The organism is Kribbella sp. NPDC050820, assembly GCF_040653975.1.
Taxonomy (GTDB): Bacteria; Actinomycetota; Actinomycetes; order Propionibacteriales; family Kribbellaceae; genus Kribbella.
This window is the reverse complement of sequence record NZ_JBFAHB010000020.1, coordinates 47,796-63,462: the sequence shown is the minus strand read 5'-3', so window position 1 is coordinate 63,462 and position 15,667 is coordinate 47,796. Positions and strand designations below refer to the sequence as shown.

The window sequence follows — 15,667 nt, the reverse complement described above, 5'->3', positions numbered from 1 at the left end:
CGTCAGATGCTGATTCGTCCGGTCCACAGTCCGACAACGCCCACGCCGGCGCCGATGATGATGAGCACCAACAGAACAATCTCTGTGGGTGTGAAGATGCGCCGGCCGAGCTCGGCCCGAGCCTTGACGTACAGCAGAGTTGCCGGAGCCAGGATGATCGCGCACAAAAGCAGGAACTTCAGCCCGGCGGCATCGAACAGGAACAACGTGTACGCAGTCGCGATCCCCGCGAAGATGGTCTCCTTGCGGCGGGTGCCGGCGCCGACCTCTTCATAGGTCTCACCGGTGAGCCCGAGCTTGAGGGCATAGGCGGCCGCGAGGAAGTACGGGATCAAGGCAAGGCTGGTGGTCAGATCGAGCATGAAGTTCAACGCGTCAGTGAGGACCAGGGTCAGGGCCAGCAGGCTTTGGACAGCGAGCGAGGTGACCACCAGAGCGGTGATCGGGGTGCCGTTGTCGCTCTCCCGGCCCAGGAACTCCGGGAAGTCCTCGTTGCGGGCGGGCATGTACATGACCTCGGCCGCCATCAGGGTCCAGGCGAGGTAGGCGCCCAGCACCGAGACGATCACGCCGACGCTGATGAACACCTCGCCCCAGTCGCCGACCACTGACTCGAACACGCCGATCATCGACGGCTGGCGAGTCTGGGCGAGCTCGGGCTGCGGCAGCACCGAGTAGCTGGACAGGGTCACCAGGGAGAAGATCGAGAGCACACACAGGAAGCCCAGCACCGTGGCCTTGCCGACGTCCTCGCGCTTCTTGGCGTAGCGGGAGTACACACTGGCGCCTTCGATGCCGAGGAACACGAAGGTGGTCACCAGCATCGTGTTTCTGATCTGCTCGTTGAGGTTCCCCAGGTCGCCGTAGCCGTAGGCGGTCCAGTTGTCGGCGAACACACCGGCGTCGAGGTTGACGAACAGCACGACGATGAAGACCAGGATCGGGATGACCTTCAAGACCGTCACGATCCGGTTGATGACTGCGGCGTCACGGACCCCGCGGGCGATCAGGTAGTGGAAGAACCACACGCCGACCGAACCGAGGGCGGCGGCGAGCACGGTGTCGCCGTCGCCGAAGGCGTCGAAGAAGGTGCCGAGGGTGGCTGTGATGAAGACCCAGTAGAAGGTGTTGCCGGCGATCGCGCTGGCCCAGAAACCGATGGCGGAATTGAAGCCGGCGTAGTCACCGAACCCGGCCTTGGCGTAGATGAACACACCGGAGTCGAGGTCGGGTCTGCGGATCGCAAGGGTTTGGAACACGAAGGCCAGCATCAGCATCCCGGCGCCGGCTACCGCCCAGGCGATCAGCGATCCGAGAATCCCGGTCGCAACGCCGAACCGGGCGGGAAGCGAGAAGACTCCTGCCCCGACCATCGAGCCGACGACCATGCCGGTCAACGTCGGCAGCGACATCTGGGCGGCGGTGTCGACCTTGGTGGTTTCCTCCACAGCACCGCCCATCAGACTGCCTCTCGTGAGTAACGGCTACCCCGGTCAGAACGAGATCGGCTCGCGGATAATGGGGCAGGTCATGCAGTGCCCGCCGCCACGACCCCGGCCCAGTTCGGCACCGACGATCGTGATGACCTCGACCCCGGCCTTGCGCAGCAAGGAGTTCGTCAGGGTGTTCCGGTCGTAGGTGAACACCACACCCGGCTCGACCGCCACCGCGTTGTTGCCGCTGTCCCACTGCTGCCGCTCGGACTGGTACGCGTCGCCGCCGGTCTCGATCACCCGCAGGCCGGACAATCCGAGAGCCGCCGCGACCACGTCGACGAAGGGTCGGCTCTCGTCCGTGACGTGCAAGGCGCCGGCGTTGCCGGCGCGCAATGTGAACGGGTGCACCGCATCCATGATCGTCGGATACAGCGTGACGATGTCGCGGTCGGCGAAGGTGAACACGGTGTCCAGGTGCATCGCGGCCCGCAGTTTGGGCATGCCGGCGACGACGACCTGTTCAGCCGTGCCGCTCGCGAAGAGCGCGGCCGCCACCTGCGTGATGGCCTGGCGCGACGTCCGTTCGCTCATGCCCATCAGGACGACGCCGTCGCCCACCGGCATGATGTCGCCGCCCTCGAAGGTGGCCTGGCCCCAGTCCTCTCCGGGTCACCCCACCACAGGGTGGAGCCGACGAAGTCGGGGTGGAACTGGTAGATCGCCTTGTAGATCAACGTCTCGTCGTGCCGGGCCGGCCAATACAGCGGGTTCATCGTCAGGCCGCCGTACAGCCAGCAGGTGGTGTCCCGGGTGTACAACGTGTTCGGTAGCGGCGGCATGAGGTACTCGCGCGCACCGGTCGACTCGCGCGCCAAGGCGACATAGTCGGAGCGACGGAAGTCCTCCGGCAGGTCAGACGTCGCGAGGCCGCCAATGAGGTACTCGGCCAACTCGGAGTCAGACAACGACTCCAGGTATGCCCGGGTACCGTCGACCAGGCCCAAACCAACGTGGTTCGGCTCGATCTTGCGCTCCAGCAGCCACGTCTTCGCGTCCGGGATAGCCATGGTCTGGGCGAGCAGCTCATGCAGCTCGACGACCTCGACCCCGCGGTTGCCCATCTTATTGACGAAGTCGGCATGGTCGCGCTGAGCGTTCTCCACCCACAACACGTCGTCGAACAACAGGTCATCGCCGTTGGTCGGGGTCAGCCGACGGTGCGCCAGCCCAGGCCGGCAAACCAACACCTTGCGCAACCGCCCTACCTCGGAGTGCACGCCGTACGAAGCAGACTTCGGGGCGTTCTCGGCCGTCATGATCGTCAGAGTCCCTAGCACATCGACAGAGGCAGCTCGGCAGGCCTGATCACCAAAGAGCTTCGCGACACCCTCGGCCCAGCGCCTCACCCCGAACGGATGAGATCGGCTCTCGCCGCCGCCTACGGGCTACCGCCCGGGGTGCGCGCTGATCGCGCGCAATTGACTACCAACGCTGACCGTCTTTGCGAGGTGATCGTGGTCACGGGCAACCGCGTAGAGCGAGTGACCTTGGTCCCGTTGTCATGTGGAAGGCGGTGAGCCCGCCGATCGCGACGGTGTGGGATGAGGTCGGCGGCTACGGTTCGGGTTCTGTCTCGAATGGCTCTTTGTCGCTGCCCATTGCTTCGCGGAGGCGGTGGCGTGCGGCGTTTAGGCGGTCCGTGTAGTCGGGCATGAAGATCTCGGTCAAGGCTCTGTCCAGGATGCCTGAGATCGTGTGTAGCGGGGACCAGACGGCTTGGTAGGTCACGATGGCACTCAGCTGATCTGAGTTCATGGGACCGTCGGGAGAGTGGGGCTCTCCCGACGGTCAGGGTTCGTTAGGTCTGGCGGATGGCGAGGCCGTCGATTTGGACTAGTTTGCCGGTGGATCTGGTGGAGATCCGGAGGGCTCCGGTGATCGCCGAGGTTTGTACCGGAAGACCGATCAGGACTTGCCGCTGTGTCGTGGCGGCGTACAGGTTGATCGTCGTCAGGTACCGGGTGCCGAGATAGACCGCCACCACTCCGCACGTGGAGCACTTGGTGGCCAGCAGGTAGGCGCGCTTCATCTTGACGGTTCGGGTCAGCGATGCGCCGTACTTGGTGGTGGAGGTTGCCGTGCTGTAGTAGAGGCCCGACCCGGTGCCGCGCACCCAGCCGGTCCCGGCGCTCAGCGAACGGTCGTCCAGCGGCCTGGAGAAGCACCTCTCGGCGGTCCAGGCCGACGTGTTGCCGACGCGGTCGCGGGCGCGGACGGAGACGCAGTACTCATACCCGCCCGTCAGTGGGAGGACGTAGCTGCGCAATGCGGTCCCGGTCGTCGGGTACACATAGTTGCCGAAGGCACCGGATGAGGATGCCGCCCGGTAACGCACGTCGTACGTCGCGACCCCCGACGAGTCGTTGGCCAAGTAGGTCACCGTGGCGCTCGACGCGACGGTAGCCGCGAACGTCGGGGTGACGAGGCGGACCGCAGGCGCGATTGCGTCCACCGTGAACGCACGCGCCGCCATGACCTTACGGCCGTTGAACGTCTGCCCATGCGGCTCCTGGGCGATCACGCGCAGAGTGTGCGGTCCGGTGGTCAACCCCGTCGGGCGGTACGGCGAGGCGCAGGTCACCGGAGTGCCTTCGTCGATCTGACAGGTGATGGCCGACCCGCTCTCCAAACCGCTGGTGTCGAACGCGATCGCCGGCGACGGACCCGTGACCGCGGGCGTCGGCTTGATGAAGGTGGCGAGCCCTTGCCATTGAACGTCGTGAATCGTCTGGCCGGAAGCCGACTGCAGCAACACCCGCGACGACCCCGGGACGCCGGCCGACACCGCAAGGGAATGGATGCGGTCGACACCGGACTCACGGCTGAGTACGCCGAGAACGTTCGCGTCCGGCCGCCAGGAGATCCGCTGGATCGACGACGAGGGAAGCTCCGGACTGAGTCGGACAGTGCCCCCGTTCAGCGGCACGATGCCGACACGGTTCGACTGACCGGCAGGAACGAACGCGAGCCATCTGCCGTCCGGGGATGCCGCCGTGTGCGTGGCGCCGTTCGCGCCGGACAGGACGGCGATCCGGGTGCCGTCCGCACGGGCCGACAGCCGAGCCAGTGGCGCTCCGCTGATGCGCGAGTCACGGACGATCAGTGACTGTGCATCCGGATGCCAGACCGGGAAGTCCAGGGAGCACCCGACGCGGGTCGAGACGCCACCCGTGGCGGGAACGATGTCTACACAAGAAGCCGTGCCGTCCTTGGTCGTGTAGGCGATCCGCGTTCCGTCCGGTGACCAGGACGGCGTGTGGATGGCCGCGGCCGTCACGACTCGGGTGACCGGCTGGCTGCCCGGCCCGTCGGCTCGGCGGGCCCAGAGCACGCTGCTGCCGCCCTCGTCGGTTGTGTACGCCACGCTCCGGCCGTCCGGTGAGACAGCCAGCTCGGCGCGGTTGGACGAGGGAGCGCCTGGGCCGAACGGAACGATCTGGGTCCCCCAGATACCGAACGTGCCGAGCGTCGAGTCCGCGCCGGTCGGCCCGCTGAAGAGCGTGATCTGTTCCCTGGCCGGCGCCGGCTCGATCGGGAAGCTCCGCTGTCCCTCTCCGAGCTCGTTGACGGCGGACACCGAGTAGAAGACGCCTGGTGCTCGGTCGGGATCGATCCACTGGTGCTGGTCGGCGGGCAGCCGGTACTCGGTCGCCGTATTGTCGACAATCCGACGTACGACGAAGCCCTGCACCGGCCTGGCGCCGTCCTGGCTCGGACCGGTCCACGAGAGATCGACGCCGGTCAGCGTCGCCACCGCCTCGACCGAATCCGGAGCCGCCGGCGGGGACTCGCCGGCGGCGACGGCCTTGATGTGCCGCGACCCCCGACGAGTGGAGTCGAAGATGCGGAACGACGCGTCGATGGGGTACGTCGTGGTCGCCTTGAACGTGAGCGTCATCGTGCAACTGGATCCGGGGGCCAGTGGCGCGCTGCAGTCGTTCCGGACTCCCCATCGGTCCGAGAAGCCCGCGGTCAGCTCGGTCCTGGTGATGGTCAGATCAGCCGTCCCGGCGTTCGTGATGGTGATCGGGCGTTCGGCAGTGGTCCCGACCAGCACCCGGCCGAAGTCGACGCTGTGGGAGCTCACCGAGATCGCGGAGTAGGGCTGAGTGCTGTTGATGCGGATCTCACCGATGACCTCTTCCCTGTCGACACCGCACGGCCTCACCGAGAACCATCCGGTCATGAGGGCGATCTTCAGATCCGCGGTGTACGCCACCTGGGTGATCGAGAGCTGCGCGTTGTCGGGCACGCCACAATCAACGTCGCCCTGGCGCAGCCGGAGGCTGGGATAGAAGGTGCGGGGTTCCAGCAGCGCCGGCAGGGTGAGCTGGATGTCGCCCGCGGACAGAGTCCGGGTCGCCCCCTCGGGCTGGCCTACAGTGACTGTGGTCGCGACCTCGCTGGTCAGCTCGGAGATCCCGTTGTACCCCGGGTTCACATCCATGGTGAGCGCGTTGACGGAGCCGGTCACGGGATCCTGCAGCGGCCGGGTCGCCGTGGCGATGCCACTCCCCTGGCTCGTGCCGACCTCGTTCTTCGCCAGGACGTAGTACTGGTGGCTCTCACCGGGCTGCAGCGAGGTGTCGATCCAGTGGTGAGTCGACGGATCGACGGGGCCGGAGACGTCCTCCCAGTGCCCGTTCTCCCGCTGCCGCATGACCACGTAAGACTCAGGCGGGCTGTCGGGGTTTTCGGTCGGCGGTTCCCATTTCACTCCGGCCGCGCCGACGACCGGGAACGACGTGACCCACTGCGGCACTCCGGGGACGCTGGTGGCGGCTTGCGCCCCGTTGAACTTCGGCAAGAACGTGGCGAGAGTCGCCACGACGATCAGCACAGCAACGAGTACAGCCTTGCGCTTCAAGAGCCCCCCAGGCATCAGAAGCGGCCCCATCGCGGGCGGATCCTCGACGGCGGCCAACAGCGCAGAAGGCTATCGCACCATCGCGCGGACTTCACCGGGTAAATGACTGACTCGGTAGGGGATGCTGTGTCCGGATGCCGGTCTGGTGTCTCGATCGTGGAGGCAGTGGACTTCGGCTGCTGGCGTCGGACGGCGAGCGTGGGTCCTGGCTGGGGCCGCGATTCGTGGCTCTTGGCGACGCGCCTGGCTCATGATGGGGCGTCGCGGCGAGAGGTCGGGCGGATGACTCATGATGGGGCGTCGCGGCGAGAGGGTCGGGCGGATGACTCATGATGGGGCGTTGCGGCGAGAGGTCGGTGGATGCGGCCCCGGTCGGGGCACGGGAGGATGTGGGGCGTGGACGAGGAGAAGGACTTCCTGGCTGAGGCTCGTGCTCTTGAGGCGGAGGCTGCGCTGGCGCGGGAGGAGGCTCGGGCGGCTGCGGAGGAGCCGGCGGCTCAGCGGGAGTGGATTCGGCAGTCCAACCTGATCTATGGCGGGTTGGGGGCGGCTGGGCTGGTGGTAGTGCAGCCGTTCCTGACCGTGGAGTCGCTGGATGCGTCGGCGATGGTGTGTGTGGTGGCGTTCGCGGTGTCGTTGCCGTTGCTTGCTGCGCTGCTGATGCTGAACTGGCAGGAGGAGTTCCGGCGCCGGGTGAGCAAGTCGGGGCTCGTCGAGGTGGCGAAGTCGCTGGCCCAAGGCTCGGCGTTCGTCGGTGTCGCGGCCGCGTTCTGGCACATCTCCATGGTCGCGGGGATCGTCTTCCTGGCCATGGGAATCGTCGCGCTGGCGGTGCACTCCTCGGGATACACAGCCCTGGAGTACGACTCGAAGTTCCGCTCAAGATTCCGCTCCCGCAAGACCCCTGAGTCAACACCTCCGCCTGACAGCCAAGCCCAGAACACCTCAAACACCAACAACCAGTAGCCACGGCAGACCGCAGGACAGTAGGTACGGCGGGCCGCCGAACAGTAGCTACGGCGGGCCGTTCGAGCCGAACTGGTTGCCGGACCGCCGCTGAGTTATCGCGTCGTGGCGTCGTTTGTCTCGCGTTCTGCGAGGAACTGGGCGAGGAGTTCGACCACGACCGTGTGCGTCGTACCCGACCAGGTGCCACCGAGGCCGGTTCGTGTCTAGCGGTAGCCGTGTTTTAGGAGGTAGTTGGCGCCGGCTTCGAAGGAGGCTGGGGGTAGTAGTTCGAAGGCGAAGGCGTCGGATAGGCGGGTGGTGGTGTTGAAGGCGGTGCAGACGGCCAGGGCGTCCTTGACTTGTTGGGGAGTCGCGCCGGTGGCGAGGACTTGGCGGATGTGGTCGGGGGTGATGGTGGCGTGCTGGGTCAGGTGGGCGAGCATGCCCAAGGTGGCTCGGAGCTGAAGCGTGATGGGGGCGGAGTCGAGGTCGGTGAGGACTGCTTGGACCAAACTCGGGTCCTGGTAGGCCTGGGAAGCGGTGGCGGTGTGCGCGCGGGTGCAGAAGGCGGATTGGTTGAGGTTGGAGATGTAGGCGGCCATCAGTTCTCGGTCGGCTACGGACCAGGCTGACGGGCCGCGCATGGCTTCGTGGGTGAAGAGTTTGGCCTTGGCGCCGTAGAAGTCAGGGCGGTAGAAGACCACCTTGGCGGCGTCGGGGACGGGGTGGCCGGAGAACAGGCGGATGATGGCGAAGAGGAGCTTCGTACGGCGGCGGTAGCCGTGGTTGAGGATGGCGGGGCGCATCAGCCGGCCTCCCCGGTGGCTTCGGCGAGGGCGGCCAGGCCGGCGTCGTACATGCGTGCTGACTGGCCGACGGCCGCCGCGATGACCAGTTCGAAGAGCTGGTCATCAGTGAGGCCGGTTGCGGCGAAGTCTTCGTCGGTGATCTGGGTCGGTCTCGTGGCCACCTTGTCGATCAACGGATGCGAGGGTACGGCGTTGCCGAAGGCGCGGGCGCGCTCGTCGGCGGACGTCGTACCCGGGCCGTTCAGGATCTGGTCGACCAGGGCTCGGTGCGCTGTTTGCTTTCTCTCCACACTCATATGACGAATGAGATCAGGAGAAATGTGACATGCGGTCACTCCTCGACGAAGGGGATCTTGCTGACGCTCTCCTGGTACTGGTCGAGCGCGTCCTCGACCGAGAGGTGGCCGAACTGGAGCGAGGTCAGCACGCCTTCGAGCTCGGTGTTGCAGACCTCGGCGGCGGTGACGCGTGCGGCGAGGTCCTGGGACTTGCTCAGGTTGCTCGAGATGACGGAGATCAACGAGACGATCAAGGCCGCCAGGCACAGCGGCTGCCAGACGGCCGCGGAGGTGTCGAGGGACAAGTCTCCTTTGACTCGCTCGGTGAACTGCACGCCCATCAGCGCCGGGCCGGCCACGAAGGCGGCGGCCAAGGCGCTGCTGACGATGCTGATGTTGGTCAGCCGGTTGCGGCGCGGCCGGACCTCGCGCAGGAACGCCGCGATGCCGGCCCGCCGGGTTTCGATCTGCGCCCGCAACTGCGCGCGTACGTCGATGTCCTCAGCCATGGTCCTCCTCCTGCCCCTTGCCATGCCGACAAGATGCACGAGGCGGACGATAAATACCGCTCGCCGGAACTCAACCGCCTGCCACGAACGCGCGGAGAGCGCTGAAGTCAGCTGGGGTGAGGCCGCGCTGAGGATCGACGGCGTGTAGCAGCGCTCGGCCCCGGTGGTTGGCGCGCGCCCAGGCCCGGTCTGCGGCGGTGATCTCGTCGTCTACCCAAATGAACGTCCGACCGGCCGCGCGGTCGACCAAGGCGCGAGTCTTCCAGTGGAGCCCTGCGCGCTCGTCCTGCTCGTCCTGGTCGGACGGCTCCGGCCAGGTCATCACCGGCAGCTCCGGGAGGCCCAGCCATGGGGAGACGCATTCGTTCGCGTCGGTCATCCAGGTGGTGGCCCAGATCAGCTCGCACCCCAAGGCCAGCAGTCGGGGACCGTGATCCGGGTTGATCCGTTCCAGGAGGGGATTGGATCCAGAGCTCAGCGCCGTACTCGTCGGCCGATAGGTCGGATAGTTCTTCGCGCCGAAGGGGATCAGCGGGCCGTCGACGTCGAGGAACAACAGCACTGCAGGCACGTCTGCACGATAGTCGTGAGGCCCCACCACTGGATGGTGGGGCCTCAGGAGGTCAGTTGCAGAAGGCGGTGTTGAGGAAGTTGTTGATGGTGATGTCGGGGTCGCCGGTGTGGGTGGGGGTTACTACGACGGTGGCTTGGCGGTGGGTGTCTTCGGTGGAGAAGGACCAGGACTGGTAGGTGAGGGAGTCGCCGTCGTTGCCGTAGACGCGGGTTCCGCAGGCGGTGTCGCGCCAGGCCAGGCCCAGGCCGTAGTTCCGGCCGGGGACGGCGGGGGTCTTCATCTCGGCCAGCAGGTTCGGCGGGAGCAGGTCACCGTCCAGCAGTTCGGCGAAGAAGTGGTTGAGGTCAGCCGCGGTGGAGATCAGCTCGCCGCCGGCGCCGAAGATCGACGGGTTCATCTCGGTGTAGTCGACGAGACCCTGGTCGCTCGGGATGTAGCCGTGCGGGTGCGGTCGCCGGATCAACGGCGACGTCCCGGGCAGTTCGGTGCCGCGCAGCCCGAGCGGCAGGATCACGCGACGCTCGATCTCGTCGGCGTACGACGCTCCGGTCACCTTCTCGATGATCATGCCGAGCAGGGTGTAGTTGGTGTTCGAGTAGTCGAAGACCTTCCCCGGCTCCTTGGACGTCGGCGGTTTCGCCAGCGCCCGCGCGACCATCTCCTCGGCCGTCCAGGTCCGCCACCGGCTGTCCAGGATCTCCTGCATCGTCAGGGTGTCCTTGAAGTCGAACAGCGTGCTGGTGTGGTTGAGCAGGTAGCGCAGCTTGATGTTCTCGCCGTTCGGGACCACGCCGGGCAGGTACTTCTCCACCGGGTCGTCCAACCGCAGCTCGTCCTCCTCCACAAGCTGCAGTACGACGGTTGCCACAAACGTCTTCGTGATACTGCCGGCCCGGAACTGACCGCGGACCGGGACCTTCCGCGTCGTACCGACCTCGGCGACACCGCTGGTCCCGCGCCACACGCGATGCCCGTCCCGCACCTCCGCCAGCGCGCCGACTCCACCGTCAGCCACGACGGTGTCCAACTGTTTCTGCAGTTCGGCGCGATCCGGTGGTGCGGCAACGGCAGCCACTGGAGCCGCCATCACCGCCGACACCGTCGTCGCAGCCACCAGAACTCGCAGCCCTCGCCGCATACCAGCCCTCCCTGTCAGCGTTTTGCGTACAGGGCAAGCCTGGCGAAGTCGGGACCGCGGCAGATCCGGGAACGCCCTCCGTTCTCCCCCAAAGCCCTATAGGGGTCGACGGCAACGAGTCGTCAGGCTTCGATCCGGCGGCCGGTGAACGAGCCGGTGTCGGTCGAGGGATCCTCGCCCGGGACGAACAGCGTGAAGGTGAAGGTGCCGCGGATCCGGTCACCCTTCACCTCACCCCGCAGCTTGAGCCGTGCGGTGGGTCCGGTGGATCCCGGACCCCCCTCGCCGGGGAACCCGGACCACAGCGTCGCGCGCCACTTGCTGCCGTGCTGTGCCCAGGACCCGGTGAACGGCGGGCCCGCCGGGCTGATGTCGTGTGTGATCGCGACGCCCCCGTCGGCGAAGCTGCCGACGGAAATCAGCGTGCCTCCCTGCGGACCGCCGGACACCACGTCGACCAGCCAGCTCCCTGCCAACCGCTTGGAGCCGCTGCTCGCGGCGGCCGGTTGCGTTGCCAGCGCCCCCACCCCGACAACCACTGCCCCACCGGCGGCTGCGCCGGCTCCGTGCAGCAGGCGTCGGCGATCGATCGCGTTCGCTTCCATGACTCCCCCTCGTGCTCCCCCTTGTACTGCTGACTTCCCCGTGAATCCACCATGCGCCGCAGCAGGGAGGCCCACAACCCCGTAGGAACCCACACCACGAACGGCCAGTGCGCGACTACGCCGCGGCAGCAGCCTCGGTCAGTTCTTCGGAAGTCGGCTGCAGTTGCGGCGAGGCCAGTGTCAGAAGGACGTTGGCCAGGGCAAACACCGCGGCCGCGAGCAGGCCGCGTTCGTACCCAGCCACGAGAGCTTGCTGCTGGGTGGCACCGTGCGTGAGTTCCTGCGTGGTGTGGGTGATGGACAACGTGGTGACGATCGCCAGACCGAGTGCGCCGCCCACCTGGTACATCGCGTTGACCACGCCGGACGCCGCACCGGCCTCGGCCGGCCGGACCTCGGAGACAGCGGTGATCTGACCAGGTACGCCGACACCGATGATGCCGAAGCCGAAAATCACCAAGCCAGGCAGGAGTTCTGAGGAATAGCTGCCGGTCGCATCAGCCTGCGACAGCAGCAGCAACCCAGTCACGCTCAACACTGCGCCAGTGAGCTGGACGGTACGAGTGCCAACGCGCTGCACCAACTGCGACGCCAGTATCGCGCCGGCGATCGCCGCACCACCCATGGGCAGGAAGTGCACACCCGCCTCGAGCGCACTGTCCCCACGCACCTGCTGCAAGTAGATGGCAGTCAGGAAGAACATCGACAGGAACGCAGCCCCGTTCAGCGCAAGCGATCCGCCCGACACACTCAACGCACGCGACCGGAACAACCGCAGCGGCACCAGCGGAGCAGCAGACCGCCTCTCCACCAGTACGAACGCCAGCAGCAACACCACTCCAGCAGTCAGTACGCCGACCACCTCGAACGATCCCCACCCGGACGGCTCCGACCGCACCACGCCGTACACGACCGCCAGCAAACCCGTCGTAGCCAGCACAGCCCCCAAGGTGTCGAACGTACGGCGACCAACCGCGTGCCGCACGTCGCGTACGAACACCGGGATCACCGCGACCAGCGCAATCACGATCGGCACGTTGACGAAGAAGATCCACTGCCAGCTGAGCGAGTCGACCAGTACGCCGCCCGCCACCACGCCGAGCGTGCCACCAAGACCCGCAAGACCACCCCAGACCCCCATCGCGATGTTCCGCTCGCGCCCGTGCGCAAACGTCACCGTGAGAATCGCCAGCGCTGCCGGGGACAGCAGCGCCCCACCAAGACCCTGTACGGCGCGGGCGGCGATCAGGAACTCGGGTGAGCTCGACAACCCCGCGACCAGCGAGGTGACGCCGAACAGGAGCAGCCCGGCCACGAACACCCGGCGCGGCCCGAGCAGGTCGGCCATCCGGCCGCCGAGCAGCAGGAAGCCGCCGAAGAGCAGCGTGTAGGCGTTGATCACCCACTGCAGGGAGTCGGCGGAGAAGTTCAGGTCCGCCTGGATGTGCGGCAGCGCGACGTTCACGATCGTCACGTCCAGCACCACGATGAACTGCGCAAGGGCCAGCACCGCCAGGGTGGCCCAGGGACTGCGTCGCATGACTACCTCACTCGAAGTTCAGTCTACGTTGTATGTATACGCTGTATGCGTACGCAGTACACGCTAGGTCTACGGTGTAAACTTGTCAACGTGATCAGCAAAGAACCCGCCCGCAGGCTGGACCCGGACAAGGTCGTGGACAGTGCGCTCGCGATCGCGGACGACGAGGGACCGGCCGCCGTCACCCTCCGCCGGCTGGCCGGTCAGCACGAGGTCACGCCGATGGCGCTGTACCGGCACTTCAAGGACAAGGACGACCTGCTCGCCGCGCTCGGCGACCGGCTGCTGGCGGACGTCGTACTGCCCGAGCCGTCCGACGAGCCGTGGGAACAGCAGCTGCATGCCGTGCTGACGGCGTTCGTCACCGCGCTGCGAGGGCACCCGCGGCTCGCGGATCTCACCCTGCCCCGCATCCTCGTGGCCGAGCCGGGGCTGGTGATGGCCGAGCGGACGATGGAGCTGCTGACCGCCGGCGGGTTCTCGGTCGACGACGCGGCCGAGGTCGGGCGGCAGTCGATATGCTCGCTGATCACGCTCGTCACCAACGACCCGATCGCGCGGGAGGCGAGCGACCCGATCACCCGTGAGGACTCGTTGCGGCGCAAGCGTGCGTCGCTGGCCTCACTGCCCCCGCGCAAGTACCCGCTCGTCACGTCCGCCGCGGACACCCTGGTGTGCCCGACCTCGACGGACCGGTACTACGAGCTCGGCATCGACCTGGTCGTCGCGGGCATCCGCGGCGTATTGAAAGAGGAGAAGTAGCTTGGCACTCAGCGTCCTGACCTACCTGGAGCAGCACAGCCCGGACGAGATCGTGCCGGCCAAGGAGCAGTCGATCGAGATCAGGCGGGTCGAGGAGGTCTCCCCGGAGTTCGCCCGCTACCTCTACACCGCGGTCGGCGGTCACTGGCACTGGATCGGCAAGCTCGGCTGGAACTGGGACCAGTGGACCGACTGGCTGAGCCGGCCCGGGTTCGAGACGCACGTGCCATGGGTCGACGGCGTCCCGGCCGGGTACGTCGCCCTGCGCGGCGTCGGCAGCGAGGTCGAGATCGAGAACTTCGGGCTGCTGAAGGCCTTCATCGGCCGCGGGATCGGCGGCCACCTGCTGACTGTCGGGCTGCAGATGGCCTGGACGCTCGACGAGCGCCACGAAGGCGTCGACCCGATCACCCGGGTCTGGGTGAACACGAACACGCTCGACGGACCGGCCGCGCTGGTCAACTACCAGGCCCGCGGCCTCAAGCCCTACAAGACGGTGGAGGAAGAACGCCCCGATGCCGACGGGCCGGCGCCCGGTCCCTGGCCCGGCTGGTCCGGCCCACCCGGCGTGGTGCGTGAGGTCCCGGCAGGCTGACGGGGCTGGAGGTAGGGCGTCGACGACCAGACCGACTGAGAACCCAGGAGAACAAGGGGGTCTCGCCACGACGCGGCGAGACCCCTTGTGCTCAGAGACCGGACTCGAACACCACGCCGCGGACCTCGACGCCGAGGCCCTCGATCGAGGCGTCCGGGATCATCGCGGCCAGCTCGTACGCGCGCTCCGCCGAGGCCACGTCGACGATGTAGTAGCCGCCGAGGAACTCCTTCGCCTCCACGAACGGCCCGTCCGTCACCGCCGGGACCCCGTCGCGGACCTTGACCACGGCGGACTTGGCCGGCTCGGTGAGCGCGACCGTGCTGTGGAACTCCCCCGAGTCCTTGATGGTCGCCATGAACTTCTCGTGCCCCGCGCCGATCGCGGCCTGCTCCTCCTCGGTCAGCGCGGCCAGCACCTCGGCGTTGATGTTCAGCACCAGCAGATACTTCACGGTGTCTCCTTCATCCACGGCCCCCGGTTGGAGAGCCTCTCGCCCATCAGTACGGAGCCGGCCGCGCCATCTTGACATCGGATGCGCAGCAGAGCGGATAGCGTCGGCGGCATGGCCGAACTGAGTCTCACAGACATCCGGTCCGCCGCCGACCGGATCGCCGGAATCGCCCACCGTACGCCGGTGCTGAACTCGCGAACCCTGGACGAGCGAGTGGGCGCCCGGGTCTTCCTCAAGGCGGAGAACCTGCAGCGCATCGGCGCCTTCAAGTTCCGCGGCGCCTACAACGCGGTCAGCCGCCTGACCCCGGAGCAGCTCCGGTACGGCGTCGCGGCGTACTCCTCCGGGAATCACGCCCAGGCCGTCGCGCTGGCGGCGCAGATCGCAGGGACGAAGGCGGTCATCCTGATGCCGGCGGACGCGCCGCCGACGAAGGTCGCGGCCACCCGTGGGTACGGCGCTGAGGTCGTCACGTACGACCGGTACGCGCAGGACCGGACCGCCCTCGCGAAGGAGCTGGCGTCCGAGCGGGGGCTCACGCTCATTCCGCCGTACGAGCACTACGACGTGATGGCGGGGCAGGGGACGGTCGCGCTGGAGCTGATCGAGGAGACCGGGCCGTTGGACGCGCTGCTCGTACCGGTCGGAGGCGGTGGGTTGATGGCCGGGTGCGCGACGGCCGCGACCGCCTTGGCACCCGGGATCCGGATGATCGGGGTCGAGCCGGCCGCCGGGGACGACCATGCCCGGTCGCTGGCAGCAGGTCAGCGGGTGGAGATCGACGTACCGCGGACGATCGCGGACGGGCAGGCGATCTCGACTCCGGGCGAGCTGACGTTCGCGGTGAACCGGCGGCTGGTGGACAGCTTCGAGCTCGTCACGGACGACGAGATCCTGGCCGCGATGGCGTTCGCGTTCGAGCGGCTGAAGATCGTGCTCGAGCCGAGTGGCGCGAGTGCGCTGGCGGCGTTGCTGGCCGGGCGGATCCAGTCGCTGCCGGAGCGCGTCGGGGTGGTGCTGTCCGGCGGGAACGTGGGCCTGGACCGGTTCCTGGAGCTGCTCGGGAAGTAGCTGAATGCGCAAGCACCTGAG

At 67.3% G+C, this 15,667-nt stretch carries 14 protein-coding genes and 1 pseudogene; 4 read left to right on the top strand and 11 right to left on the bottom strand.

Translation table 11 applies throughout. The annotated features are described in order from the left end of the window. Positions 1-2: 2 nt before the first annotated feature. The 3 genes and pseudogenes from AB0H36_RS19500 to AB0H36_RS19490 all read right to left on the bottom strand — a co-directional run bounded on the left by AB0H36_RS19500 (position 3) and on the right by AB0H36_RS19490 (position 6,378). The gene (locus AB0H36_RS19500) at positions 3-1,460 is read right to left on the bottom strand and encodes a basic amino acid/polyamine antiporter (protein WP_360524719.1); all 1,458 of its coding nucleotides are present in this window, start codon (positions 1,458-1,460) and stop codon (positions 3-5) included. 33 nt (positions 1,461-1,493) lie between these two features. Beyond that, a pseudogene (locus tag AB0H36_RS19495) lies at positions 1,494-2,623 on the bottom strand (arginine deiminase). A 671-nt stretch (positions 2,624-3,294) separates the two neighbouring features. Further along, the gene (locus AB0H36_RS19490) at positions 3,295-6,378 is read right to left on the bottom strand and encodes a choice-of-anchor D domain-containing protein (protein ID WP_360524716.1); all 3,084 of its coding nucleotides are present in this window, start codon (positions 6,376-6,378) and stop codon (positions 3,295-3,297) included. Positions 6,379-6,759: 381 nt separating this feature from the next. Between AB0H36_RS19490 and AB0H36_RS19485 the strand changes: the two genes are divergently transcribed. Then, positions 6,760-7,329 carry a hypothetical protein gene (locus AB0H36_RS19485; protein ID WP_360524713.1) on the top strand — a complete coding sequence of 190 codons (570 nt, stop codon included), beginning with the start codon at positions 6,760-6,762 and terminating at the stop codon, positions 7,327-7,329. Positions 7,330-7,535: 206 nt separating this feature from the next. Here the strand turns inward: AB0H36_RS19485 and AB0H36_RS19480 are convergent, their stop codons facing one another. The 7 genes from AB0H36_RS19480 to AB0H36_RS19450 form a co-directional block, all read right to left on the bottom strand. After that, on the bottom strand, positions 7,536-8,117 hold the full coding sequence (locus AB0H36_RS19480; RefSeq protein WP_360524710.1) for a hypothetical protein: 582 nt from the start codon (positions 8,115-8,117) through the stop codon (positions 7,536-7,538). Continuing rightward, the gene (locus AB0H36_RS19475) at positions 8,117-8,416 is read right to left on the bottom strand and encodes a hypothetical protein (protein WP_360524707.1); all 300 of its coding nucleotides are present in this window, start codon (positions 8,414-8,416) and stop codon (positions 8,117-8,119) included. Before AB0H36_RS19475 ends, AB0H36_RS19480 begins: the two co-directional genes overlap by 1 nt. Before the next feature lie 35 nt (positions 8,417-8,451). After that, positions 8,452-8,907, bottom strand: coding sequence for a hypothetical protein (locus tag AB0H36_RS19470; RefSeq protein ID WP_360524704.1), 456 nt, complete (start codon positions 8,905-8,907; stop codon positions 8,452-8,454). A 70-nt stretch (positions 8,908-8,977) separates the two neighbouring features. Beyond that, entirely contained in the window at positions 8,978-9,478 is a 501-nt protein-coding gene (locus AB0H36_RS19465) for an HAD domain-containing protein (RefSeq protein ID WP_360524701.1), read from the bottom strand. A gap of 52 nt (positions 9,479-9,530) precedes the next feature. Further along, the gene (locus tag AB0H36_RS19460; RefSeq protein ID WP_360524698.1) at positions 9,531-10,619 is read right to left on the bottom strand and encodes a serine hydrolase domain-containing protein; all 1,089 of its coding nucleotides are present in this window, start codon (positions 10,617-10,619) and stop codon (positions 9,531-9,533) included. A 122-nt stretch (positions 10,620-10,741) separates the two neighbouring features. Next, positions 10,742-11,224 (bottom strand): hypothetical protein, encoded by a 483-nt coding sequence (locus tag AB0H36_RS19455; protein ID WP_360524695.1) that lies wholly within the window; start codon positions 11,222-11,224, stop codon positions 10,742-10,744. A gap of 115 nt (positions 11,225-11,339) precedes the next feature. Continuing rightward, complete coding sequence (locus AB0H36_RS19450) at positions 11,340-12,764, bottom strand: MFS transporter (protein WP_360524692.1); 1,425 nt, start codon at positions 12,762-12,764, stop codon at positions 11,340-11,342. Between the two features lie 90 nt (positions 12,765-12,854). On the opposite strand from AB0H36_RS19450, the gene AB0H36_RS19445 reads away from it, so the two are divergent. After that, positions 12,855-13,526: a TetR/AcrR family transcriptional regulator C-terminal domain-containing protein gene (locus tag AB0H36_RS19445; RefSeq protein ID WP_360524689.1), complete on the top strand. Its 672-nt coding sequence runs from the start codon at positions 12,855-12,857 to the stop codon at positions 13,524-13,526. Between the two features lies 1 nt (position 13,527). Beyond that, positions 13,528-14,121 carry a GNAT family N-acetyltransferase gene (locus AB0H36_RS19440; protein ID WP_360524686.1) on the top strand — a complete coding sequence of 198 codons (594 nt, stop codon included), beginning with the start codon at positions 13,528-13,530 and terminating at the stop codon, positions 14,119-14,121. Positions 14,122-14,212: 91 nt separating this feature from the next. Here the strand turns inward: AB0H36_RS19440 and AB0H36_RS19435 are convergent, their stop codons facing one another. After that, complete coding sequence (locus tag AB0H36_RS19435; protein WP_360524683.1) at positions 14,213-14,575, bottom strand: YciI family protein; 363 nt, start codon at positions 14,573-14,575, stop codon at positions 14,213-14,215. Between the two features lie 111 nt (positions 14,576-14,686). Here AB0H36_RS19435 and AB0H36_RS19430 point away from each other — a divergent pair, with 111 nt between their 5' ends. After that, entirely contained in the window at positions 14,687-15,646 is a 960-nt protein-coding gene (locus AB0H36_RS19430) for a pyridoxal-phosphate dependent enzyme (protein ID WP_360524680.1), read from the top strand. Positions 15,647-15,667: the final 21 nt, after the last annotated feature.